The organism is Azorhizobium oxalatiphilum, assembly GCF_014635325.1.
GTDB lineage: Bacteria > Pseudomonadota > Alphaproteobacteria > Rhizobiales > Xanthobacteraceae > Azorhizobium > Azorhizobium oxalatiphilum.
This window is the reverse complement of the sequence record NZ_BMCT01000001.1, coordinates 748,713-772,472: the sequence shown is the minus strand read 5'-3', so window position 1 is coordinate 772,472 and position 23,760 is coordinate 748,713. Positions and strand designations below refer to the sequence as shown.

The window sequence follows — 23,760 nt, the reverse complement described above, 5'->3', positions numbered from 1 at the left end:
TTTGTCCGGGCCAGCTTTCCGTGTCCTGCTTCAGTGCCCCACGGCCGCATGCGCGCCTTCGCGCCGGCCGAGGAAGAGGTGGCGCACCTCGTCATCCGCCAGCAGCGCGGCGGCGGTGCTTTCCTGCACCTTCCGGCCGGCCACCAGCACGAGGCCCCTGGTGCCGTATTCCAGCGCCAGCAGCGCGTTCTGCTCCACCATCAGGATGGCGAGGCCCGCTTTGGCCAGATCGCGCACCAGATCGAAAATCTCGTCCGCCGCGGCAGGCGAGAGGCCTGCGGTGGGCTCATCCAGCAGCAGCACGCTGGGATTGGTCATCAGCGCGATGGCCATGGCCAGCACCTGCCGCTGGCCGCCGGAGAGATTGCCGGCCTTGTCGCGCAAACGGCCCTTCAGCAGCGGAAAGCGGGTGAGCTGCTCCTCGATGCGGTCTTTGAGGCCATGGCGCAGCAGATAGCCGCCCATCTCCAGATTCTCACGCACGGTGAGATTGCCGAAGACGTTGCGCTCCTGCGGCACGAAGCTCATGCCCTTGATGCAGGCCACCTGCGCCTTGCCCGGTGGCAGCGCCTCGCCCTGCAGGCGGATGTCGCCTTCGGTGGGCTTCAGCAGGCCGGCCACCAGCTTCAGGAAGGTGGATTTGCCGGCGCCGTTGGGGCCGATGATGACGGTGAGATCGCTGGCGCGCACATCGAGATCGATGCCCTTCACGATCTCCTCGGCGTTGGGATATCCGCCGCGAATTCCCTTGATGGCGAGATCGGTCATTGGCGCCTCAGCCCCAGATAGCTTTCCTGCACGTCGCGGTTCGACTGGATGTCGGAGAAGCTCCCCCGCGCCAGGAACTTGCCTGCCGCCATGACGATCACCTCGTCGCACAGCCGGTCGATCAGCTCCATTTCGTGCTCGATCAGGACGATGGCGATGCCGCTCCTGCGGATCACCTCCAGATGGTCGGCGATTTCCTGCACCAGCGTCGGGTTGACGCCCGCCATGGGCTCGTCGAGCAGGATCATCTTCGGCTTGGCGAGCAGCACGCGGCCGATCTCCAGCAACTTCTTCTGGCCGCCGGAAAGCCGGGTGACGAGGTTATCCAGCACATGGGTGAGGCGCAGGCGCCCGGCCATGTCCAGCGCCTCGTCCCGCAGCTTCTCTTCCTGTTCGCGCACGGCACGACCACCGATGAAGGCTTTCAGCAGGTTCTCGCCCTGCTGGCGCGGCCCATAGAGCATCAGATGCTCGAACACGGTGAGATTCTCGCAGCCCCTTGCCAGCTGGAAGGAGCGCACGAGGCCGGCCCGCGAAATGGCCTCGGGACGGGCGCGGGAAATGTCGCGGCCTTCAAACCGAACCTGCCCGCTCGCACCCGGAATGAGGCCCGAGATGCAGTTGAAGAGCGTCGTCTTGCCGGCGCCGTTCGGGCCGATCAGGCCCGTGGTGATGCCGGGCCGGATGTCGAACGAGGCGCCATCCAGCGCCCGCACGCCGCCGAAGTGAATGGCGAGATCGGATATCGCCAGCTGAGCTTCTGCCATGGCCGTCAAATACGTCTTTCCCCTGAAAGGCCAGCTATTTGCCGGCTTCTTATCGGAGCGGACCGCACCATGGAGCGCGGGTCCGGGAGGTCATGGCATTGACGCTATGACACCTAAACACTTAAGGCTATAGGTGTTGAACACTTAAGTGTCGGCGCCATTTTGCGGCAGTTGCACAATTGCAGTGCAACATGGAGGGGACCATGGAGGTGGACTACCAGCAGGCGTTCGAGAATTCACCCGTGGGTCAGGCCATCGGTCGTGATCGGGTGATCATCGCCTGCAACCGCATGTTCGCCACCATCTTCCGCTCCACCATCGCCGAGATGGTGGGACAGACCTTCGTGCAGCTTTATCCGACCCAGACCGACTACGAGAAGACCGGGCGCCGGGTCGGCAGCCGGCTGTCGGAGACGCTGAGCTACAGCGATGACCGCGTGATGCGCCGCATGAATGGCGATCTGTTCTGGGTGAAGGTGAGCGGCTTCACCTACACGCCGCAGGATGCGCACGCCCACACGCTGTGGGCCTTCAGCGAACTGTCGAAGCCCGGTGTCGAGGGGCAGTCCCTGCGCTCCTCCCTCACCGGCCGCGAGCGCGATATTGCAACCCTGCTCATCGAGGGCAAGACCGGCAAGGAAGTGGCCAAGGCGCTCGGCATCAGCCCCCGCACCGTGGACATCTACCGCACCCGCCTGCTGCGCAAATACAACGTCGCGCACACCTCCGAACTGATCACGCTCCTGCTGACAGTGTAGGGGCGCACACACCCCTCTCCCGCCCTGTCCCGCCCGGCTGTCCGCCGGGCCGCGTCGCGAAAGCCCTGCGCGCGCAAGCCCTCATGCATGCATATGCCTAATTTCGCGCCACGCCCTACATGGCGGCAAAGAGTCCGTTGACTTCGGTTTTTGGATCCAGTACCCAAAAAACATGCTACGTGACTCCCTCATCGACATTCAGGTCCGGGCCATGCCCGACCAGCTCGTGCAGGCGCTCGAATCCGCCATCGTCTTCGGCGAGCTTCCGGCCGGAACCCATGTGGTGGAAGAGGAGGTGGCGGAGCGCTACCGCGTCAGCCGCTCGCCGGTGCGCGAGGCGCTGCGCCGGCTGGAGCGCGACGGCATGCTGGTGCGCGACGAGCGGCGCGGCGTGCGGGTCGCCCCCATCTCGGCGCGCGACCTCGACGAGATCTATATGTGCCGCATCCCGCTGGAGGGCCTCGCCGCTGCGCAGGCAGCCGCCATGCACAATCCGGACGTGATCCCGCGCCTCAACGTCTGCCTGAATGATCTTGAGCGCTGCTTCAAGAGCGGCGACATCAAGGGCTATTTCATCGCCAACGTGGCCTTCACCGACCTCGTGCACAATGCCGCCGCGAACAGCACGCTGGCGAGCCTGCTGGAAGGCATCGGCAAGCGCGCGCTGCGCTATCGCTATTTCGCCTATTCCACCGCGCCGGACCTCGTGACCGCCTCCGTGGAAGGCTCGCGCGAGATCGTGGATATGATCTCGGACCGTAACCAGACCGGCGCGAAAAAGGTGACGGAGAAGCTGATCGAGCGCTCCTGGAAGACCATCCGGAACCTGATCGATGCTTGAGCGCGCAGCGCCCCAGCGGCGGGTTTCGCTGGCAACCGCAGCGGTGATCCGCGAGGCGTTGTCCTCCATCGTCAGCGAGATGCGCCGCTCCATGGTGCGCTCGTCCTACAGCTCCATCATCTATGAGGGATACGATTTTTCGTGTGTCCTCATCGACGGCAAGGGACGGCTGATTGCCGAATCCGGCGAGGATCATCCCTTCCACATCATCCCGGTGGCCGGCGCCATCGAGCGGGCGCTCAAGGTCCATGGCAGCATCGACCCCGAAGACCTGCTGCTGCACAACGATCCCTATACGGGCGGCACCCATCTCAACGACATCGCGGTCATCTGGCCGGTCCATGCGCAGGGCCGGCCTGTTTTCTATGTGGTGGTGCGCTCGCACTGGGGCGATGTGGGCGGCATGTCGCCGGGCTCGCTCAACGGCGCGGCCACCGACATCCTGCAGGAAGGGCTGCGGCTCAATTATCTGAAGGTCGCGCGCTCGGGTGACTGCGAAGTCATGCGCATGATCTTCGACAATGTGCGCGCAACCCGCGAGGCCATCTCCGATTTCCACTCCGTGCTCGGCATCTGCCGGGTGGCGGAACGCCGCCTGCGCGACCTTGCCGCCAAATACGGCCTGGAAACCGTGGAGGATGCGGGCGAGGACATTCTGGATGCCGCCCACCGCCGCATGTCCGCCGCCATCGCGGCCTTGCCCGAGGGCACCTATCGCCATGTGGGCTATCTGGACGGCAACGGCTCAACGCCCCATCCGCTGCGTGTCGATGTGGCGCTCACCGTGCGCGACGGCCATCTGGAGGCGGACTTTTCCGGCTCCTCCGCCATGGTCTCCGCGCCGCTGAACGCCGGCCCCGCCATCGCCCCCACCTCGGTGCTGACCGTGGTGAAATCCTTCCTCGATCCGTCCGGCCCTATCACCTCCGGCACGCTGCGCGCCATCACCGTGAAGCTGCCGGACGGCTCCATCGTCAATGCCCGTGCGCCTGCCCCCTGCGGCGGGCTCAATGAGGTGCGCTTTGCCTGCGATGCCGCCGTCATGGGCGCACTGGGCAAGGTGGTGCCGGAGCGCATGACCGGCGACGTGCGCGGCACCTCCAACCACACCTATATCGGCAGCCGCGACTTCATCTTCTATGAGTATCCCTCCGGCGGCACCGGCGCCTGGGGCGACAGCGACGGCAATGCCGCCGTGCGCGCCTTCAACGAGGGCGAGAACGTCTCCATCCAATCCACCGAAGTGCTGGAGACGGTCTATCCGCTGCGCATCCTGAAGAACGAGATCCGCCCCGACAGCGGCGGCCCCGGCCGCCATCGCGGCGGCTGCGGCCTCGTGCGCGAGGTGGAGGTGCTGGCCGACGATGCTCGCCTCTCCGTGCTTTCCGACCGCAACATCGTGCCGCCGGCGGGCGTGAATGGCGGCGCCTCCGGCGCGCCCAACCGCTACACCGTGCGCCGCGCGGGCGAGACCTTCCTGCCCAGCGCCTTCCCCGGCAAGATCGCCAACTTCCCGCTTCTCCCCGGCGACGTGGTGGTGATGGAGAGTTCCGGCGGCGGCGGCTGCGGCGATCCGCTGGCGCGCGCAAAAGGCCCCCTCGCCGCCGATCTCGCCGACGGCTATGTGAGCGAGGCCGGCGCCGCCCCCTATCGCAGCGCGCCGCCCCGCGCCCGCCTCAGCGTTGATCCGGCGCTAGATGACGCCGCCTGCCGGCTCGCACCGGACCTCGCGACGGCGCTCGACGCCGCGCCCGGAAACCTGATCGAGCTTGCCGCCGATCTCGGCCCCGCCATCCGCCTCTGGGTGCGCGCGGTTTCCGCCGATCTGCCCGCCGGCACCATCGCCGTGCCCGCACGCTTCGCGGCGGAGGGCGCCCTGCGCATCCGCCGCCTCTCCACCTTCGCCCCTATGGCCGAACCCTCCGCACGGAGCCCGTCATGACCGCGTCCACCGCTTCCCTCGCTGCAACTTCGGCCACGGCGCTCGGGCGCGGCGGCAACATGGCGCCCGTCGAGCGCGACGAGATCGCCGATGCCAAGGCCCTGCTGCCCGGCGGCGTGCTCGGCGGCAATGCGCTGCCCGAGGATCTGCGCTTCGTCTACAGCCATGGCGCCGGCCCGCGCTTCTGGGATGCCTCGGGCAACGAATATATTGATTACGTGCTCGGCTCTGGCACGCTGTTCCTCGGCCATGCGCCGCAGGCGATCGCCAAGGCGGTGGCGGATCAGGCCGCGCGCGGCCTGCATTTCTTCGCCTATCTCAATGAGCCGGCGGTGGTGCTGGCGCGGCGCCTGCAGCCGCTGCTGCCCTGCGCCGAGCGCATCCGCTTCACCACTTCGGGCTCGGAATCCACCTTCCACGCCATCCGCCTTGCCCGCGGCTTCACCGGCAAGTCCAAGATCCTGAAGTTCGAGGGCGCCTATCACGGCACCCATGATTATGCCCAGCTCTCCACCTCCCCCAAGACGCTGGCCAACTTCCCCTCCCCCGTGCCCGACACCGCCGGCATCCCGCGCGAGGTGCAGGACCTCATGCTGGTGGCGCCCTATAACGACATCGACACCTTCGCCTCTCTCATCGCCGAGCATGCGCACGAACTGGCGGCGGTGATCGTGGAGCCGATCCAGCGCATCATCTCGCCGGTGCCCGGCTTCCTCGAAGCCGTGCGCGAGCTCACCGCCAAGCACGGCGTGGTGATGATCCTCGACGAGGTGGTGACCGGCTTCCGCTATGCGCTGGGCGGCGCGCAGGAATATTTCGGCATCACGCCGGACCTTGCCACCTATGGCAAGATCATTGGCGGCGGCCTGCCCGTGGGCGCGGTCGCGGGCCGGGCCGACATCATGGATCAGGCCGATCCCGGCAAGAAGGGCACGCCAGCCTACGTCTATCAGAACGGCACCCTGCAGGGGCACATGCTGGGCAGCGCCGCCGGCCTTGCCACGCTGGACGTGCTGGAGCAGCCGGGCGTCTACACCAACGTCTTCGCCATGGCCGACAAGCTGCGCGCCGGCCTGCAGGAGGTGTTCGACCGCCATGACATGGGCATCACCGTCTTCGGCGAAGGCCCCATGTGGCACGCCCTCTTCTCCGACAAGGTGCCGCAGAACTATCGCGACACCGCCGCCACCGATCTGAAGAAGCTCGCCGCCTTCGAGTGCGAGATGTTCCGCAACGGCATCTTCCTGCTGCCCAACAACCGGCGCTTCATCTCCATCACGCACACCGATGCGGAGCTGGAGCAGACCTTCGCGGCGGCGGACCGCGCCTGCCGCACCTTCAAGAACTGAGCGGGCAGTCATCCGTGAAGCCCTCCCGCTTTCTCGTCGGCATCGATGTCGGCGGCACCTTCACCGACCTTGCGGTCTATGATGCCGAGAACGGCGCCACCTTCGCGGTGAAGGTGCCGTCCAACCGGGCGGCGCCGGACGTGGCCGTCATCGGCGCCCTCGACAAGGCGGAACTGGCGCCCGAACAGGTGGCCGTGCTGGTGCACGGCACCACGGTCGCCACCAATGCCCTGCTGGAGCGGCGGGGATCGAAGATCGCCTTCATCACCACCGAGGGGTTTCGCGATGTGCTGGAGCTGGGACGCACCACGCGCCTCGTGCCGCGCACGCTCTACGACCCCTATTTCAAGCGCTCCGCTCCGCTGGTGGAGCGGCGACATCGCCTCACCGTGCCGGAGCGCACCGAGGCCGACGGCAGTGTGAGCCTGCCGCTGGACGAAGCCGCCATCGAACAGCTGGCGCAGGCGTTGGCCGTGCGCGGCGACATCGAGGCGGTGTCCATCGGCTTCATCAACGCTTTCCGCAATCCGGCGAACGAGGAGGCCGCGGCCCGCGTCTTCCGCCGCCATTTTGCCCATGTCACCACCTCCACGCAGGTGCTGAACGAGATCCGCGAGTTCGAGCGCTTCTCCGCTGCCGCCATCAATGGCTATGTGCAGCCGGTGATGGCCGCTTATGTGGAGCGCCTGACGCAGGCGGTGAAAGCCCGCAATCCCGATACCGGCTTCTACACGGTGGCCTCCCACGGCGGCCTGCTCTCCACCACGGCGGTGATGAGCGAGCCCGTGCGCACCGTGCTCTCCGGCCCTGCGGCGGGCGTCGCCGCCGCCGTGCATCTGGCGCAGGCGGTCAGCCAGCCCAACCTCATCACCTATGACATGGGCGGCACCAGCACCGACGTGGCGCTGATCGCCGACGCCCAGTTCCCGCTGAAACGCGAGACGCTGCTGGACGGCCTCGTGGTGCGCCTGCCGCAGTTGGAGATCCACACCGTCGGTGCTGGCGGCGGCAGCATCGCCGCGCTCGATGCCGGCGGCAGCCTCCAGCTCGGCCCCGAGAGCGCGGGCGCGGTTCCCGGCCCCGCCGCTTATGGGCGCGGCGGCACGCGCCCCACCGTCACCGACGCCAATGTGGTGCTGGGCCGCCTCGGCTCGGGGCAGGAACTCGGCCGCTCGCTGCGCATCGACAAAGAACTGGCCGTTGAGGCCATGAACACCATCGCGGTGCCCGCCGCGCTCGCCGCCCCCGCCATGGCGGAAGCGGTGCTGGCGCTGGGCATCGCCCGGATGGCCTCCGCCGTGCATGAAATCTCGGTGGCGCGCGGCTTCGATCCGCGCGACTTCGCGCTGCTCTGCTATGGCGGCGCCGGCCCGCTGCATGCCTGCGAAGTGGCGGCGGCGGCAGGCATCGCCCATGTGATCGTGCCGCCCGCGCCGGGCGCCTTCTCGGCCTTCGGCGCGCTCTGCTCCACGCTCGCCAAGGACAAGGGCGAGACCGTGCTCGGCCTGCTCGATGCGGACCTGCTGGCAGGCGTGGAGGCGCGCTTCCAGCGCCTCGCCGCCGCCATCCGCACGGAATTTTCCGCCGAGGGCGCGGCGGTGGAGCGGCTTGCCTTCGAGCGCCAGTTCGACCTGCGCTATCAGGGGCAGGCTCATGAGCTGACGATCATCGTGCCGGAGGGCGCATCGGCGGCGGAGGTGATCGAGCTGTTCGAAACCGCCTTCGAGCGTGAATACGGCCGGCGCGACCGCGACCGGGCCACCCAGCTGGTGAACATCCGCCTCGTCGGCCGCATCCCCATCGAGACGCCCGCCTGGGCCTCCTCAGCTGACGGCAGCGGCACGGCGGCAGGCACCCGCACAGTGGTGCACGGCGGGTCGGAGATCGCCTGCCCGGTGTGGAACCGCGACGACCTGCGCGCGGAGACCAAGATCACCGGCCCGGCCATCATCGAGGAGATGTCCTCCACCACCTTCCTGCCGCCCGGCTGGCGGCTGACGCGCGGGGCCATCGGTGAACTCAACCTTGTCGCGCTCTGAGGGCGCGGATGCCCTGCGCGGGCAGCGCAATCTCGCCATCATGATCGCGGGGTTCGGCTCCATGCTGAACCTCTATGCCCCGCAGGCCATCCTGCCGCTGATCAGCACCGAGCTGAACATCTCGCCCACCCGCGCGGCATTGCTGCTCACCGTCACCGCCGTGGCGGTGGGGCTGGCGGCGCCGTTCGCGGGCGCGGTGTCCGATCGCTTCGGCCGGCGCGGCGCCATCCTCGGATCCATGCTGGGCATCGCGCTTCCCACTTTGCTCTCCACGCTGGCGCGCAGCCTCGATGCGCTGCTGCTGCTGCGCTTCCTGCAGGGCCTGTTCATGCCGGCGGTGTTCGCCGCCACGCTCGCCTATATCGCCGAGGAAACCGCCCCCTCCGAGCGCGGGCGGGTGACGGCGCTCTATGTCACCGCCAATGTCACCGGCGGCTTCTGCGGGCGCATGATCGGCTCGCTGACCGCCGAATATGGCGACTGGCACTCGGCCTTTCTGGCGCTGGGCGCGGTCAATCTGCTCGCGGCCATGGGCGTGTTCTTCCTCATGCCGCCCTCGCAAAAATTCGTGGCGGCGACGCGGCTGTCGCAGTCCGTGCGGGGCATGGCGGCGCATCTGAAAAACCCGCGCCTCGTCTCCTGCTTCGTCATCGGCTTCGGCATCCTGTTCTCGCAAGTGGCGGTCTTCACCTATCTGCCGTTCCGGCTCGCAGCTCCCCCCTATCTGCTCACGCCGGCAGCGCTGGGCGGGCTGTTCATCTCCTATGTGATCGGCGCTGCGGCCACCCCCTTCTCGGGCCGGGCCATCGACCGCTTCGGCCAGCGCCGCACGCTGGCGGGAGCCACCGTAGTGGCGGCGCTGGGCATCGCGCTCACCCTGATGCCGCAGCTCTGGGTGATGGGCGTGGGCCTCACCCTGCTGTGCCTCGCCATGTTCCTCTGCCAGTCCACCTCCACCAGCTATGTGGGGCTCAAGGCCGGCAGCAACCGCTCCACCGCCGCGGGCCTCTATCTCGCCTGTTATTATGCCGGCGGCGGCGCTGGCGCTTTTCTGACCGGCTATGCCTATGCGGCGGGCGGCTGGACCGCCTGCGCGCTCCTCGCCATCACCATTCAGGTGGCCGCCGGCCTCATTGCCATCGTCTTCTGGCGCGAACCCGTTCAGAACGTTTGAGTTTTTGACGCCGGACGCGGCTACCGACGCAGTTGGCACGATGCATGCTTTGACTGAACACTGGATACAGAACTCTAAAACACACCACCTCTTCACCACCATTCAGACGGACGGAGCAGGCGCATGACGGGGATTACACGGCGGCAGGTCATGGTAGGCGCCGGCATGCTCGCATTGTCTTCCGGCCTCTCGGGGCCGGCCTTCGCGGCGGACGAGAAGAAGGTGCTGCGGGTGGCCATGACGGCTGCTGACATTCCACTCACCACCGGCGGCCCGGACAACGGCTTCGAGGGTTTCCGCGCCACCGGCTACACCATTTATGACCCGCTGGTGGCCTGGGATCTGACGCAGGAGAAGGCCCCCGCCAAGCTGGTGCCCGGCCTCGCCGAGAGCTGGAGCGTGGACCCCAAGGATCCGAAGAAATGGGTGCTGAAGCTGCGGCCCGGCGTGAAGTTCCACGACGGCTCCGCCTTCACCGCCGACGCGGTGATCTGGAATCTTGAGAAGCTGCTCAATGACAAGGCGCCGCAGTATGACGCCAAGCAGGCGGCGCAGGTGAGAAGCCGCCTGTCCTCCGCCGCCTCATGGCGCAAGGTGGACGATCTCACCGTGGAGATCACCACCAAGGAGGTGGATTCCTTCTTCCCCTATCAGCTCACCTTCCTGCTGATCTCCAGCCCCGCCCAGTTCGAAAAGCTCGGCAGCAACTGGGACAAGTTCGCCGCCGCCCCCTCCGGCACCGGCCCGTTCAGGCTCACATCCTTCGTGCCGCGCGAGCGGGCCGAGCTGGTGGCCAATACGGACTATTGGGACAAGACCCGCAAGCCGAAGATCGACAGCCTCGTGCTGCTGCCCATCCCCGAGCCCTCCGCCCGCACCGCCGCCTTGCTCTCCGGACAGGTGGACTGGATCGAGGCCCCGGCGCCGGATCAGATCCCGGCGCTGAAGGCGGCCGGCAACACCATCGCCAGCAACATCTATCCGCACTACATCTCCTACATGCTGAGCTTCCAGCCGGACTCGCCCTTCGCCGACGTGAAGGTGCGCAAGGCCGTCAACCTCGCCATCGATCGCGAGGGCATGAAGGAACTGCTGGGCGGCATGATGATCCCCGCCGTGGGCAGCGTGCCGCCGGGCCATCCGTGGTTCGGCAATCCCGGCTTCAAGATCCGCTACGACCCCGCGGAGGCCAAGCGCCTGCTCAAGGAGGTGGGCTACGGGCCGGACAAGCCGCTCGCTCTCAAGGTGGGCATCTCCACCAGCGGCTCCGGCCAGATGCAGCCGCTGCCCATGAACGAGTTCATCCAGCAGAACCTCGCCGAGGTGGGCGTGAAGCTGGAGTTCGACGTGATGGAATGGGGCGCTCTGCTCGGCCGCTGGCGGGCGGGCGCGCAGGGGCCGGCCAACAAGGGCCTCTCCGCGCTCTATATGAGCAGCGGCACGTTCGATCCCTTCAACGCCTTCATCCGCTTCTTCGACAGCCGCTATGCGGCGCCGAACGGCTTCAACTGGGGCGGGTTCAAGGATCCGGCCTATGATGCGCTGATCGCGAAAATGCTCACCACCTTCGAGCCCGCCGCGCAGGACAAGCTGCTGGGCGAGTTGCACAGCAAGGTGGTGGACGACAGCCTCGTGGTGTGGATCGGCCACGACGTGGCCCCGCGCGGCCTCGGCCCGAAGGTGAAGAAGATGGTGCAGCCGCAGAGCTGGTACGTGGATTTCACGCAGGTGGAGATGTGAGGGCGGGCTCAATCGTCATCTGAACACGACACCGATCTAGCAAAGCATCGTCATGCCCGGGCTTGACCCCGAAGTCGGATATTTCCGACTTCGGTTGCAAGGTGCGGAAGTCGGCAAAAGCCGACTTCCGGGCATCCACGTCCCACCGCTGGGTGGAGGGGAGAGGCACTGTCGAGCGGCCACCGTTCGCTTACATGGAGGCGGGCCACTATCGGCCCGACGTGGATGCCCGGATCAAGTCCGGGCATGACGTCCCTTTATTGAGTGGACCTACCGCTCAGCCTTGACCGATCAGCCCACCACCGGCTCAGCCCGCCACTGCCTGCGCGCAAAGCGCCTCTACCCCCGCCTGCGCACTGCCTCCTTGCGCGAACAGGTTGAACATGGCCTGCGTGGTGACGCGAAGGCGTTCCACCTGTTCAGGGCTGTAGTGATCCGAGCGATAGCTCATCAGCACGCGGATCAGCCGCTCACTGGCGTCGCCATCCTCCATCACCTCGAAATGCAGGCCGAGCAGGGATTCGTGCCGCTCGGGGTCCACCTGCCGGAACTGCACCTCGCCGCCGCCGGGCACCGGCAGGGCGCCGTTCAGCTTGTTCTTGGCGTGGAGCTGGATGAAGATCTCGAACAGATGATCGCGCTCCCCGCCCGTGCCCAGCGCACCCTCCACGAGATCGATGGGGATGTCGGCATAGGGCAGAGAGTCGTTGATGTTGTTGCGCACCTGCGTCACCAGATCGCCCAGCGCCATGCCGCCGGAGAAGCGCACGCGATGGGCGACCACGGTGGTGAAATAGCCCACCGTATCGAAGAAGCGGGTGTCGTTGCGCCCCGAGGCAGAGGTGCCGATGACCAGATCCTCGATGCCCCCCAGCACATGCACCGACGATGCAATGGCGGCATAGACCACATTGAACAGCGAGGCGCCCTTCTCCCGCGCCAGCGCATAGAGCCCGTCCGCCACCTGCGGCTCCAGCCGGAATTCCACCCAGCCGCCGGCAGCCGAGCCATGCCCCTCCTCGCCATCCGGAGCCTCACCTTCCGGCGCCGCCCCGGCGGCGGGCGTTGAGCCCGCGAACACCGGCCGCCCCTTGGGCGCGCCGCGCAGGGCGTCGGTCCAGAAGGCCAGATGGGCGTCGTTGAAGCCGGCGGTGTGCTGGCCGATGGCGAAGGCGTGGAAGGGCGCCGGCTCCATCTCCCAGACCGGCGCCACGCCCGCCGCGCGCTGGCCATAAGCGAAGGCCAGTTCATCCATCATCAGGTTCACGGACCACTCGTCCAGCACCACGTGATGGAACAGGAAGGAAAGCACCTGCCGCCCCGTTTCCGGTTCGCTCAGGAAGCGCAGGCGCAAGGGCAGCTCGGCCGCGAGATCGAAATGGTGCACGGCCTCGCTGTGCCGCTCCACGCCCTCGCTCTCCTGCGAGGTCCAGAACCATTTGTAGCGCGCCAGTTCGCTGACCGGCACCACGTGCTGGCGCACCTCATCGCCCTCCTTGCGGAACAGGCAGCGCAGGCCGGGATGGCGCTCGAGAATGTCGAGGAAGGCCTGCGCGAACACCGTCTCGTCCACGGGATCGAGGAAGCGCAAGGCGAAGGGCAGGTTGAACACCTCACCGCAGCCGAACGCCTCATAGGCCTTCCACAGCGAGGCCTGCGCCAGCGACAGCGGCGCGACCGGCGCCGCATCCGCCGCCGCATCGGCGGAAGCCGAGGTCGCCCCCGCACCCGTGCGGACCGCGAATTCGGACAGGCCGCGCGCGGTGGGGTGGCTGAACAGATCGTTGAAGCGCACTTCGATGCCGTGCACACCGAGCAGGCGGCCGATGATGCGCGTCGCGATCAGCGAATGGCCGCCATGGTCGAAGAAATCATCGTCCTCGCCCAGCTCCGGCGCGGCGAGCGCGGTGCGGAACTCCTCCAGAATGATCCGCGCCACCTCGCCGGCGCCGGCAGCCGGTGTCGGCGCTTCCGGCTTGCCCGCCTCGACCGGCACCATCGCCGGCCCGGCAATCGCCACCCCGCCCAGCGCATCCACGAAGGCTTCCAGCAGCAGCGCACCGGCAGCCGGGGAGAGCCGCTGGCCGGTTACAAGCTCCAGCGTGATGGTGCCGTCCTCGGCCCAGCCGGCCGCGAATGCCAGATCGGGGCACGCCTCGCGGCTCGGCAGAGGCAGACGCGCGACAGTCACGCCATCGAGGCGCAGATGCTCGGCCGGATCGGCGATCCAGCTCACATAGGCATCGGGCAGGCTACGTCCATCCCGCGCGGGTGGCGCGGAGAGGGCGGCGAGGATCGTGCCGGCGGCATCGGCCGCATCCCGCGCAAGGCGCACCTGACGCCAGCCGAGATCCGGCGCCGAGGGCGGCGCCAGCGCCAGACGGACACCATCGGCACCCGCATATCCCGCAAGGAAGGCACTGAGACGGGCCGCCAGCAGCGCGAATTTTTCGTCTTGCGTCGGCGGCACCGGGCCCAGCCCGGCAAACGCCCCCGCCACCAGCCGCAGCCCGTGCCGGGCCGCAAGCGGCGCGTCCGTATCTGACAGCGGCGCCCGTCCGAAATCGGTGATCGTCCCCGCCTCCGCGCGGACCGCGCGCCTCAGCCAGGGGAACAGCAGCGGCCCCCTCGCCTCCCGCTCTACCCCATCGTCCGGCCCCTCCGGCCCACGCCGCAGGGTCGGGGCGCCGGCCACGCCGGCCGGCAGCGGATGGCCGTTATGGATGCGCGACAGTCGCTCGAACACCGCCGGCCAGACCACGATGCCATCAAGGATGCGATGGGCAACGATGGCGAGGATGACCTCATCCGGCGCCAGCAGCAGCAGGGCGCGCAGCGCGGGCGCATGCTCCAAATCGGCCGGTTCCGCCTGTGCCGCCAGCACGGCGGCGAGCGCCGCGGCGCGATCCTCCACGCGGACGATGCGGACGGCATCGGCGGCACGGCCGGCGGCTTCCACCAGCAACCCTTCGGCATCGTCGAAGCGATATCGCAGATCGAGCCCTTCGATGGCCTGCGCGGCGGCCACCGCCAGACGTCCCGCATCGGCCCCGCCGGTCAGGCGAAAGGCCATCACGTGCCGGAGGACGGCATCAGGATCCTGCTGCTGGCGCAGCCAGGTGCGTTCCTCCCGCGCCGACGGCTCCACGCCCCGCCCCGGCCGCGCCGCATTGTCCATCTGGTCCAGCGCGCGCGGTGTCGTCGGGTGCTTCAGATCGTCGGTCATCCGGCTTCCTCTCCCTGCCCGACACACCTGCGCCGGACCATCACCGACTCAGCTGATGCGCATCGGATCATCTGTCTGAACGGGGCATGCGGCGGGACATCCGGCACGCAGCTCGGCACGCCGCTCCCGGCGGCGGCGCATCCTGATCAGGGCGCGAAGGTGAGGGATTCAAGCCGCAGAGCGCAAGATGCGCCCGTGTAGTTTTTAAGTGTTATTACTTTCTACCCCGCCACGGGAAGCCAGATATTACCACCGAAAATTCCACAAACATCTGACTGAGCGCGCAAATTCAAGCTTCATAACATCAGATGAAACACAGCTAGCGATGCATTAGCCTGCCATGGAATATCCGGACGGTCCCATCCAGATCAACACCATGCCATGCATTGAGCGCCCTACATTCGCTGCGTTCCATATTGCCGCATCAGAGCACCCTATAAGGCGTATGTGTTGACCCTCAGCCTTTCATTCCCAACACTTTTGAACGCTGACGGACTCAGGCTTTAATCATTCAAAACAACACAGAATGGCCCGATATCTGCCAATATCGCCTTGACGGCCGGGATACGAACTGTTTTCAAGACTCTATTGATTAGCTTCTATATGCGACGCAACATCGGTTGATCGCACCTTCTACGCAATCTGCCTGAGAGGAATATACATTTTATATTCGATCTAAATTTGAGATCGATCAGGCTATTTCGGGGGGATGAACTGTCGTGGCGCGCCGCCTTTTGCCGGCGGGCGCGGCGTTTTCAGGGGATGAGGATAAGCCATGACGCTGGGGTTGGCCAAAGACTTGATGCGTGGAGTGAGCGTTGTTGCCGTGGCGAGCATGCTGGCAACACCCGGCCTGGCACAAGAAGTCATCGAACTGTCCGATGTCATCGTGACCGGCGAAAAAGTCGAGCGCACGCTCACGCAGACCGCCTCGTCCGTGTCGGTCTTCACCGCCAACGACATCGCCAACAGCTTCGGCGACCCCACCGTGCGTGACGTGATCGAGGGCACGCCCAACGTGGTCTTCCCCGGCCCGGTCAGCGCGCCCATCATCCGTGGCCAGGACACCATCGGCCCGAACACCGGCTCCATCGCCTTCCTGTCCGGCACCGTGCCGCGCGCCACCATCAATGTGGATGGCCACTACCAGAACTGGTACGAATATGTCTTCGGCGGCGTCCCCTCCTGGGATGTGAAGAGCATCGAGGTGTTCCGCGGCCCGCAGACCACCAGCCAGGGCGCCAACGCCATCGCCGGCACGATCATCGTCAATACGAAGGATCCCACCTTCACGCCGGAAATGCTCTATCAGGCGGAATACGGCAGCTATAATACCAACCGCGCCTCCATCGCGCTCAGTGGCCCGTTCAATGACCAGCTGGCCGGCCGCATCGCGGTGGATTATTACGGCCGCGACACCTTCATCAACTATATCAATCCCGCCTTCCATCCCGGCGAGTCCGATCAGGACTATGCCTCGCTGATGGTGCGCGGCAAGCTGCTGTGGCGGCCCACCACCATTCCCGGTCTCGAGGCCAAGCTCACCTATTCCTATCTCGACACCAACCGCCCCACGGACGAGGCCGCCTTCCCGTCCTATGCGGACCTGAACAGCCGCTCACTGACCATGCCGAGCTGGGACCAGACCACCAACACCGGCATCCTCGATGTGAGCTATGATTTCGGCAACGGCATCAAGCTGGTCAATCAGGCCCAGTATTCGGATTCCGACATCGCCCGCATCAACGATCCCATGACGGACGCCGGCGCCTCCATCAACCAGACGAACATCTCGAACGAGACCCGCCTGCTGTTCGGCGAAGCCAGCAACAAGATCAGCGGCCTTGCCGGCCTCTATTATGCCAACACCACCTCGGACGAGGTGCTTTATTATCGCGGCATCTCCTCCTTCGACGACACCAAGGACAATCTCGGCATCTTCGGCGAGCTGTCCTACCGGCTGACCGATCGCTGGACCGTGACCGGCAGCCTGCGCTACCAGCAGGATCACGTGCAGCGCACCGGCACCTCCTCGCTTGCCCGCGTGCCGATCAATTATGACGAGACGTTCGACGCCTGGCTGCCCAAGATCACGCTCGCCTACGCGCTGACCGAGGAGATCACCGTCGGCGGCCTCATCAGCAAGGGCTACAATCCCGGCGGCGTGTCGCTCAATGTCAGCACCGGGCAGTGGATTCCCTTCGAGGCGGAATCCGTGTGGGACTACGAGCTGTTCACCCGCATGAACTTCCTGGATGGTCGCCTGTTCATCACCGGCAACCTCTTCTACATGGATTATCAGGATGCCCAGCGCTACGTGAACGTGCTGCTCTCCAGCGGCCTCACGCAGACCTATACGGTGAATGCGGACGCGGCCAATGCCTTCGGCTTCGAGCTGAGCGCCTCCTACAAGGTGCTCAGCAACCTGCTCGTGACCGCCGGCTGGGGCGTGACCCAGTCCGAGATCACCTCCATGGGCTCGAACCCCGCCTATGTGGGCAACGAATTCCAGAAGTCGCCGGGCTATACGGTGGACTTCGGCGCCGTCTGGGAGCCCATCGAGCGGCTCAGCGTGGCCGGCAAGCTGCGCTTCGTGGACGGCTATTATTCCGACGACGCCAACACGGTGGCCTATCAGACCAACTCCTACATGATCGCCGACGCCTCGGTGGCCTACAAGTTCAACCAGCATTTCGAGGTCTATGGCTACGCCAAGAACCTCTTCAATGAGCGCTCGCCCACCTACATGCAGCTCAACCGTTCGCTGGGCAGCGTCGAGGCCTCCATGACCATCCCGCAGATCTTCGGCGTGGGCATGCGCGGCCAGTTCTGAGGTCAAGCGGGGCGCCGGCATCATCTGCCCGGCGCCAGCGCGAAAGCGACGCACCCGGAGACGACCACTTGGAGCACGGCGCGCGCCGTGCTCCATTGGCATTGGGGCCTTCACACGGACCAGTTCCCCGTCCCCTGCGCAGCGCCGGCATTCGTCACGATCCGGCCCCGCGCCAATTTCTCCTCACGCCGCCCGCCCCGGCGTCATCGCACCCGGAAGGGCGAACCATGAGCACCCTGAAGCCGCTCCACATCGGCATGACGCTGGCCCCGACATGGCTCAACGGTGCCGGCTGGCGCCGACCCGACAGCCAAGTGGAGGGCATCTTCTCCGCAGCCTTCCATGTGGATATCGCCCGCCGGGCGGAGGCGGCGAAGCTCGATTTCGTGTTCCGGCCCGACACGCTCTTCCTCAACACGCCGGCGCTGGAGCAGGGCTCGGCCTTCGCCGCGCTCGATCCCACCGTCCTGCTGACGGCGGTGGCGCAGGAGACCACGCGCATCGGCCTGCTCTCCACCATGTCCACCACCTTCTACCCGCCCTATGTGGTGGCGCGGCAGATCCAGAGCCTGAACTGGCTCAGCAACGGGCGGGCCGGCTGGAACATCGTCACCGCGCTGGAAGGGCATGCCAATTTCGGCCTCGCATCCATGCCCTCGGCGGACGAGCGCTATGCGCAGGCGGCCGAATTCACCGATGTGGTACGCGCGCTCTGGGGGAGCTATCCGCGCAGCGCGCTGCTGACCGATCGCGCCACGGGCCGCCATGGCGATCCGGCCCGCGTCCATCCCATCGACCACGAGGGCCGCTTCTTTCAGGTGAAGGGGCCACTCAACCTGCCCGCCTTCAGCGATGCGCCCATCCCGTTGGTGCAGGCCGGCGCATCGCCGGCCGGGCGCGCCTTCGCGGCTTCCGTGGCCGATGCGGTGTTCATCTCCGCGCCGGACCGGGAGGCGGCGCTGGAGGTGCGTAGCGATCTGCGCCGACGCGCCGAGGCAGCGGGCCGCAAGGCCGGCGACATCCGCATCCTGCCCGGCCTCAGCCTCTATCTGGCCCCGTCCCGCGCCGAGGCGCAGGCGCTGTTCGCCGAAACCCATGCGGGGGCGGACATCGCCCGCAAGCTCGCGATCATCTGCGAAATGACCGGCCTCGATCTCTCCGACTGGCCCGATGACCGCCCGATCAGCGCCACCGATCTTCCGCCGCCACCGGAGCGGGTGCGCAGCCGCACCCATTCCGATCTGCTGCGCCGGGCCATCCTGCGCGAGACGCCCACCCGTGCGGATCTGTTCCTGCGGCCCGAGGTGGCGGGCTCGGGTCACTGGCAGATCATCGGCACGGTGGAGGATGCGCTGGCGGAGATCCGCGCCTGGGCCGAGGCCGGAGCCATCGATGGCTTCATCGCCACGCCCGGCGGCTCGGTGGACTGCATGCATCTGGTGCTGGACGATCTGGTGCCCCGCCTCACGGAAGCCGGCCTGTTCCGCAAGGACTATACGGGCACGACGTTCTTCGAGCATCTGCAAGGGTAGAGCCCAAGGGGAGGACGGGCCATCGGTCCGCCCTCCCTCTCACGCCGCCAGCGTCGCCCCGCCGTCCACCACCACATCCTGAAGCGTCACGTGCCCGGCCTGATCGGAGGCCAGGAACAGCACCACATCCGCCACATCATCCGGCGTCGCCAGCTTGCCCAGCGGAATGCCGAGCTTGTACTGCTCCGGCAGGCCGCTGATCAGCCGCGCGGCATTGGCCGGATCCTTCAGCATGCCCTGCAGCATGGGCGTATCGGTGGAGCCGGGCGAGACCACGTTGCAGCGGACCCCATAGGCCGCCAGCTCCAGCCCCACGCAATGGCTGAAGCTCACCAGCGCCGCCTTGGAGGCGCAATAGGCGGCCATGCCCACGCGGGGCACGTGGGCGGCATTGGACGCCACATTGACGATAGCGCCGGAACGCTGGGCACGGAACTGGGGAATCCAGCGCCGCAGCAGATTGAAGGCGCCGGTGACGTTGACACCCATGCAGGCATCCCAGTCCTCCGGCGTCAGCGCGTCGGCGGCGCCGATGCGCAGCACGCCCGCCGCATGCACCAGCACGTCGAGGCGCGGCGTCTCCGCCTGAAGGCGGGTTGAGAACCCATCCACCGCCTCCCGGTCGGCGAGGTCCAGCAGCTCCAGCCGGAAGCCGATGTCGCCCGCGGCGGGGCAGACATCCAGCCCCACCACCTCCGCGCCGCGTTCCAGAAAACGCTCGGCGACACGGCGGCCGATGCCGCTCGCAGCGCCCGTGACCAGCACCCGCCGGCCGGAAAAGTCCTGCACCTGCATCACGCCACTCCCGCAACCCGTCTCAGGCCGCAAGGCGCCGGCCCTCGATCAGCGCCCAAATGCCGTTGAGGGAGGGCACACGCACCAGCTCGTCGAAGCCCACCGGCACGCCCAGTTCCTTCAGCTCGCCGGCAAGACGCATCACCTGGAGCGAATCGAGGCCGTAGAAGATCAGATTCTCGTCGGGATCGAGCGGCGAGCCGTCCTCCACCAGCGCCTGCATCTTCGCCATCAGCCAGTCGCGGCTGAGGCCCATCTCCGGGGCAAGGCTCAGGGGCGCGAGGCTCTCGGTGGCGATCACGCAGCCGCTGCGGGTGGCCACGTAGCGCAGCGCCATGAGGTGCTCGGCTTCCGAGAAATCGGCCACGCCATCACCCAGCAGGAAGGGCTGGATGTCGTTCATGAAGGCATCGGTGGCGGTGGTCATGCAGCCGATATGGGCATAGACGCCGCCGATGATCAGCTGGTCACGCCCCGCAGCCTGCATACGCGCCTTCAGATCGGAGCGCACGAAGGCGCTGTAGCGCCATTTCTCCAGAACGATGTCGCCGTCCTGCGGCTCCAGCCCGTCCACCACCTTCTGCTGGTCGGGCTCGGCCACCGTGATTCCCGGCCCCCACATGTCATTGAGCAGCGCCCGGTCGGAAGCGGGCTGCTCGTGCGGCTGGGCGGTGTAGATCACCGGCACATCATTGGCACGCGCCCAGCGGGCCACGCGGGCGAGATTGTCCACGAGGCGCGGGAGCAGTGCGCCCTTGGCATCGTAGAAGCGCAGGAAATAGCGCTGCATGTCGTGGATCAGCAGAGCCGAGCGCGCCGGCTCCGGCTGCCAGCTGGTGCGGTTGGCTGGGAAGGTCTCGGGCTGCGGCATGGGATAATCGGCGATGAAGGGAATGGCCATTGAAGCCTCCTCTGATCAGTAAGGCGAAGACGCGACCGGCTGGGCGAAGCTGTTGCGCAGCCCCTGCTTGTCGATCTTGCCCACGGCGGTGAGCGGCATGGTGTCGATGAAACGGAAACGGTCCGGCAGCTTGTATTCAGCCACGCCGAGGGCAATGAGGTGCTTGCGCAGCGCGGCGGCATTCACCCCCGGCTGGCGCAGCACCAGAAAGGCGCAGCTCTTCTCGCCCATGAGCGCGTCCTCGGTGGCCACCAGCCCTGCATGGGTTACGTCGGGATGCTGCATCAGCAGGCCCTCGATCTCTTCCGCCGCGATCTTCTCGCCGCCGCGGTTGATCTGGTCCTTCACCCGCCCCACCACGCGCAGATTGCCCTCCGGCGTGCGCACCACCACATCGCCGGAGGCATAGAAGCCATCCGCATCGATGGCGCGCGCATTGTGCTCCGGGCTGCGGTAATAGCCCCGGAAGGTGTAGGGGCCGCGCGTGGCCAGCATGCCGGGCACGCCGTCCGGCACCTCGCGCCCCTCCTCATCGAGGATGCGCACCTCGTCGTCCGGGCTGATGGGCCGGCCCTGACAGGTGAAGACGCTGTCGTCCGTGTCATCGAGGCGGGTGTAATTGACCAGCCCTTCAGCCATGCCGAACACCTGCTGGAGCGCACAGCCAAGCTCGGCGGGCACGCGCCGGGCGAGCGCCTCGGCAAAGCTGGCGCCACCCACCTGCATGAGCTTGAGCGAAGCAAGATCCGCACGATGCCTTGGCGCCGCCTCCAGCCACAGCGCCACGGCGGGCGGCACCAGCGCCGCCATGGTGACGCCATGGCGGGCGATGAGGGCGAAACAGGCGAGCGGCTCGGGGCTTGCCGCCATCACCACCCGCCCGCCGGCATGGAACACGCCGAGCGCACCGGGCGAGGACAGCGGGAAATTGTGCCCGGCCGGCAGGGCGCAGAGGAAGCGCGTGTCGGGGTCCAGCCGGCAGATGTCGGCGCTGGCCCGCACGCTGTAGTCATAATCGTTGTGCGTGCGCGGGATCAGCTTGGGCGTACCCGTGCTGCCGCCGGAGAGCTGGAAGAAGGCCACCTCGTCCGCCGCCGTGGGCGCGTAGGGCACCGGCCCGGCGGCCGGCGTTTCGAGAGCATGGGACAGGCTGCGCGAAGGCTCGGCCTCGCCCAGCAGCAGCACCTCCGACAGGCCGGGCGAGATGTCCTTCAGCTGGCCGAGGAAGGCATCGTCGCCGAACAGCTCGTGGCGGCGCGTGGCCACCACCAGGCGGGGCTGGATCTGCTGCGCGTAAGACGACAGTTCCAGCTTGCGGTGGCTGAACAGCGCATTCACCGGCGCCACGCCGATCTTCAACAGCGCGAAGAAGACCAGATAGAACTCGGCTACATTGGGCAGTTGCACCAGCGCGGTATCGCCCGGCCCCAGCCCCCGCGCCGCCAGATGCGCCGCGAGATGGGAGGCGCGGCGGTCCATCTCCTTATAGCTAAGCTCGCGCTCACCGCAGACGAGGGCCACCGCATCGGGCCGCGCCGCCACCTGCGTGTCGAGGATGCGCGTGAGCGGCTTGTCGATCCAGAACCCCTTCTCGCGATAGCGGCGCGCGGCCGCCTCCGGCCAGCGGGTGAAATCCAGCGTCATGTCTGATCCTTCCGCGTCCCTGCGGGGCGCCTTGCCTCGGGGGCCTTGCCTCGGGAACCTTGCCTCAGGCGGCAACGCCGCAGGCGTTGAGCATGGTCCTGAGCTTGGTCTGGGTCTCCGCCCATTCCGCCTCGGGCTGCGAGGCCTCCACGATGCCGGCGCCCGCGAACAGGCGCACCTTGTCGTCCTGCACGATGCCGCAGCGGATCGTGACCACCCATTCGCCATTGCCCTCACCGTCGCACCAGCCCACCATGCCGGTGAACAGGCCGCGCTCGAACGGCTCCACGAAGCGGATCAGCTTGTGTGCCCGCTCGGTGGGATAGCCGCAGACGGCCGGCGTGGGATGCAGCAGGCAGGCGAGCTGGAGCGCCGTCATGCCGGGATCGGTAAGCCGCCCCTCGATGCGGGTGGAGAGGTGCCACAGTGCGGCGGTGCTCATCAGCGAGGGGCCGGCGGGCACGTCGAGTTCGGTGCAGTAAGGCTTAAGCACGCGCTCGACATCGTCGATGACCAGCTTGTGCTCGTAGAGATCCTTGGGCGAGATCAGGAGCGCGTCGGCCACGGTCCGGTCGGCGGCAGGATCAAGCTGGCGCCGGGCGGAGCCGGCAAGCGGATTGGACACCACCGTGTCCCCCGTCTTGCGCAGCAGCAGTTCGGGGCTGACGCCAACCAGTTGCGCGCCATCCGGCAGCGGAACGCGGAACTGGTAGCCGTCGCGATTCTGGGCCCGCAAGCTTTGCAGCAGGCGGTCCACATCCACCGCGCCGTCAAAGCGCAGCTCACGTATCACCGAGAGCACCGCCTTGCGCACGTCGCACATGCGGAAATTGACGATGGCGTGCTCCACCGCCTTCTTGAACTCGGCCTCGCTGGGAATGCTCTTCTGATCAAGAAGCGTGGGCATGCCTGCGTCCGCCGGCACGCTCTGGAGCGGCGGGCGGGCCCGCCATTCGTAGGACTCCGGCACATAGAGGCAGGAGGGCTCGGCGAGATCGAAGGGAATGGCGCCGACCACGACGGGATTGCTCTGCCCGGCGCGCCGGCCTTCCTCAAGCGCGGCATCCACCGCGCGCTGGAACAGCCCTGCCCGATCCTGCCCCCCCTTGGCGGGAACACTGATGAAGGCGCGTTGCCCGAAGGCCCGCAACTCCCCCTGCCCGGAACTGAACGACATCTTCGCGCAGGCAGCGGACGCCACATGTTCCTGCGAAGCATGTTCCTGTGAAGCTTCCTGAGAGGCCTCCAGCACTGCTGTTCTCATACCTCACCTCCATTGTGCATTGGCGAAGTCTATGGGGGAGCTATCACAGTATTTTGTCCGAGATCAACAAAATGATCAGAACATCATTCAATTGATTTATAATGATTCAATGCATTCGAAGGTATATATAGCAAACTATGCGGGTAGTTTATAAAACCTACAATTAAATTGTCGATATTTCGCCAGA

Annotated in this window: 16 protein-coding genes; 9 read left to right on the top strand and 7 right to left on the bottom strand. The window is 66.8% G+C overall.

Features of this window, described 5'->3' with window-relative positions; translation table 11 throughout:
* Positions 1-30 precede the first annotated feature (30 nt).
* Together IEW24_RS03455 and IEW24_RS03450 are read right to left on the bottom strand one after the other, a co-directional pair.
* A complete protein-coding gene (locus tag IEW24_RS03455; protein ID WP_188575429.1) occupies positions 31-768 on the bottom strand; it encodes an ABC transporter ATP-binding protein in 738 nt (245 codons plus the stop codon).
* Positions 765-1,535, bottom strand: coding sequence for an ABC transporter ATP-binding protein (locus IEW24_RS03450; RefSeq protein WP_188575427.1), 771 nt, complete (start codon positions 1,533-1,535; stop codon positions 765-767). The genes IEW24_RS03455 and IEW24_RS03450 overlap by 4 nt, the downstream gene beginning before the upstream one ends.
* A gap of 191 nt (positions 1,536-1,726) precedes the next feature.
* On the opposite strand from IEW24_RS03450, the gene IEW24_RS03445 reads away from it, so the two are divergent.
* The 7 genes from IEW24_RS03445 (at position 1,727) to IEW24_RS03415 (ending at position 11,378) form a co-directional block, all read left to right on the top strand.
* Positions 1,727-2,293, top strand: coding sequence for a LuxR family transcriptional regulator (locus IEW24_RS03445; RefSeq protein ID WP_188575425.1), 567 nt, complete (start codon positions 1,727-1,729; stop codon positions 2,291-2,293).
* 172 nt (positions 2,294-2,465) lie between these two features.
* On the top strand, positions 2,466-3,134 hold the full coding sequence (locus IEW24_RS03440; protein WP_188575423.1) for a GntR family transcriptional regulator: 669 nt from the start codon (positions 2,466-2,468) through the stop codon (positions 3,132-3,134).
* On the top strand, positions 3,127-5,076 hold the full coding sequence (locus IEW24_RS03435) for a hydantoinase B/oxoprolinase family protein (RefSeq protein ID WP_188575421.1): 1,950 nt from the start codon (positions 3,127-3,129) through the stop codon (positions 5,074-5,076). The genes IEW24_RS03440 and IEW24_RS03435 overlap by 8 nt, the downstream gene beginning before the upstream one ends.
* Complete coding sequence (locus tag IEW24_RS03430; protein WP_188575419.1) at positions 5,073-6,425, top strand: aspartate aminotransferase family protein; 1,353 nt, start codon at positions 5,073-5,075, stop codon at positions 6,423-6,425. Before IEW24_RS03435 ends, IEW24_RS03430 begins: the two co-directional genes overlap by 4 nt.
* A 14-nt stretch (positions 6,426-6,439) precedes the next feature.
* A complete protein-coding gene (locus IEW24_RS03425) occupies positions 6,440-8,464 on the top strand; it encodes a hydantoinase/oxoprolinase family protein (RefSeq protein ID WP_188575417.1) in 2,025 nt (674 codons plus the stop codon).
* Positions 8,451-9,638, top strand: coding sequence for an MFS transporter (locus tag IEW24_RS03420; RefSeq protein ID WP_188575415.1), 1,188 nt, complete (start codon positions 8,451-8,453; stop codon positions 9,636-9,638). The genes IEW24_RS03425 and IEW24_RS03420 overlap by 14 nt, the downstream gene beginning before the upstream one ends.
* A gap of 123 nt (positions 9,639-9,761) precedes the next feature.
* Positions 9,762-11,378, top strand: a complete 1,617-nt coding sequence (locus IEW24_RS03415) for an ABC transporter substrate-binding protein (protein WP_244644123.1) — start codon at positions 9,762-9,764, stop codon at positions 11,376-11,378.
* 307 nt (positions 11,379-11,685) lie between these two features.
* Here the strand turns inward: IEW24_RS03415 and IEW24_RS03410 are convergent, their stop codons facing one another.
* Positions 11,686-14,604 (bottom strand): condensation domain-containing protein, encoded by a 2,919-nt coding sequence (locus IEW24_RS03410; RefSeq protein WP_188575413.1) that lies wholly within the window; start codon positions 14,602-14,604, stop codon positions 11,686-11,688.
* Positions 14,605-15,406: 802 nt separating this feature from the next.
* Here IEW24_RS03410 and IEW24_RS03405 point away from each other — a divergent pair.
* Together IEW24_RS03405 and IEW24_RS03400 are read left to right on the top strand one after the other, a co-directional pair.
* Positions 15,407-17,437, top strand: coding sequence for a TonB-dependent receptor (locus tag IEW24_RS03405; RefSeq protein WP_244644231.1), 2,031 nt, complete (start codon positions 15,407-15,409; stop codon positions 17,435-17,437).
* Positions 17,438-17,664: 227 nt separating this feature from the next.
* A complete protein-coding gene (locus tag IEW24_RS03400; RefSeq protein ID WP_188575409.1) occupies positions 17,665-18,969 on the top strand; it encodes an NtaA/DmoA family FMN-dependent monooxygenase in 1,305 nt (434 codons plus the stop codon).
* Between the two features lie 39 nt (positions 18,970-19,008).
* Here IEW24_RS03400 and dhbA read toward each other — a convergent pair whose 3' ends face one another.
* From dhbA to IEW24_RS03380, 4 genes are all read right to left on the bottom strand, one after another.
* Positions 19,009-19,764 carry a 2,3-dihydro-2,3-dihydroxybenzoate dehydrogenase gene (gene dhbA, locus IEW24_RS03395; protein ID WP_188575407.1) on the bottom strand — a complete coding sequence of 252 codons (756 nt, stop codon included), beginning with the start codon at positions 19,762-19,764 and terminating at the stop codon, positions 19,009-19,011.
* Positions 19,765-19,786: 22 nt separating this feature from the next.
* Positions 19,787-20,665: an isochorismatase gene (locus IEW24_RS03390; RefSeq protein WP_188575406.1), complete on the bottom strand. Its 879-nt coding sequence runs from the start codon at positions 20,663-20,665 to the stop codon at positions 19,787-19,789.
* Positions 20,666-20,680: 15 nt separating this feature from the next.
* Complete coding sequence (locus IEW24_RS03385) at positions 20,681-22,309, bottom strand: (2,3-dihydroxybenzoyl)adenylate synthase (protein ID WP_188575404.1); 1,629 nt, start codon at positions 22,307-22,309, stop codon at positions 20,681-20,683.
* A 64-nt stretch (positions 22,310-22,373) separates the two neighbouring features.
* Complete coding sequence (locus IEW24_RS03380) at positions 22,374-23,486, bottom strand: isochorismate synthase (protein ID WP_188575402.1); 1,113 nt, start codon at positions 23,484-23,486, stop codon at positions 22,374-22,376.
* Positions 23,487-23,760 lie beyond the last annotated feature (274 nt).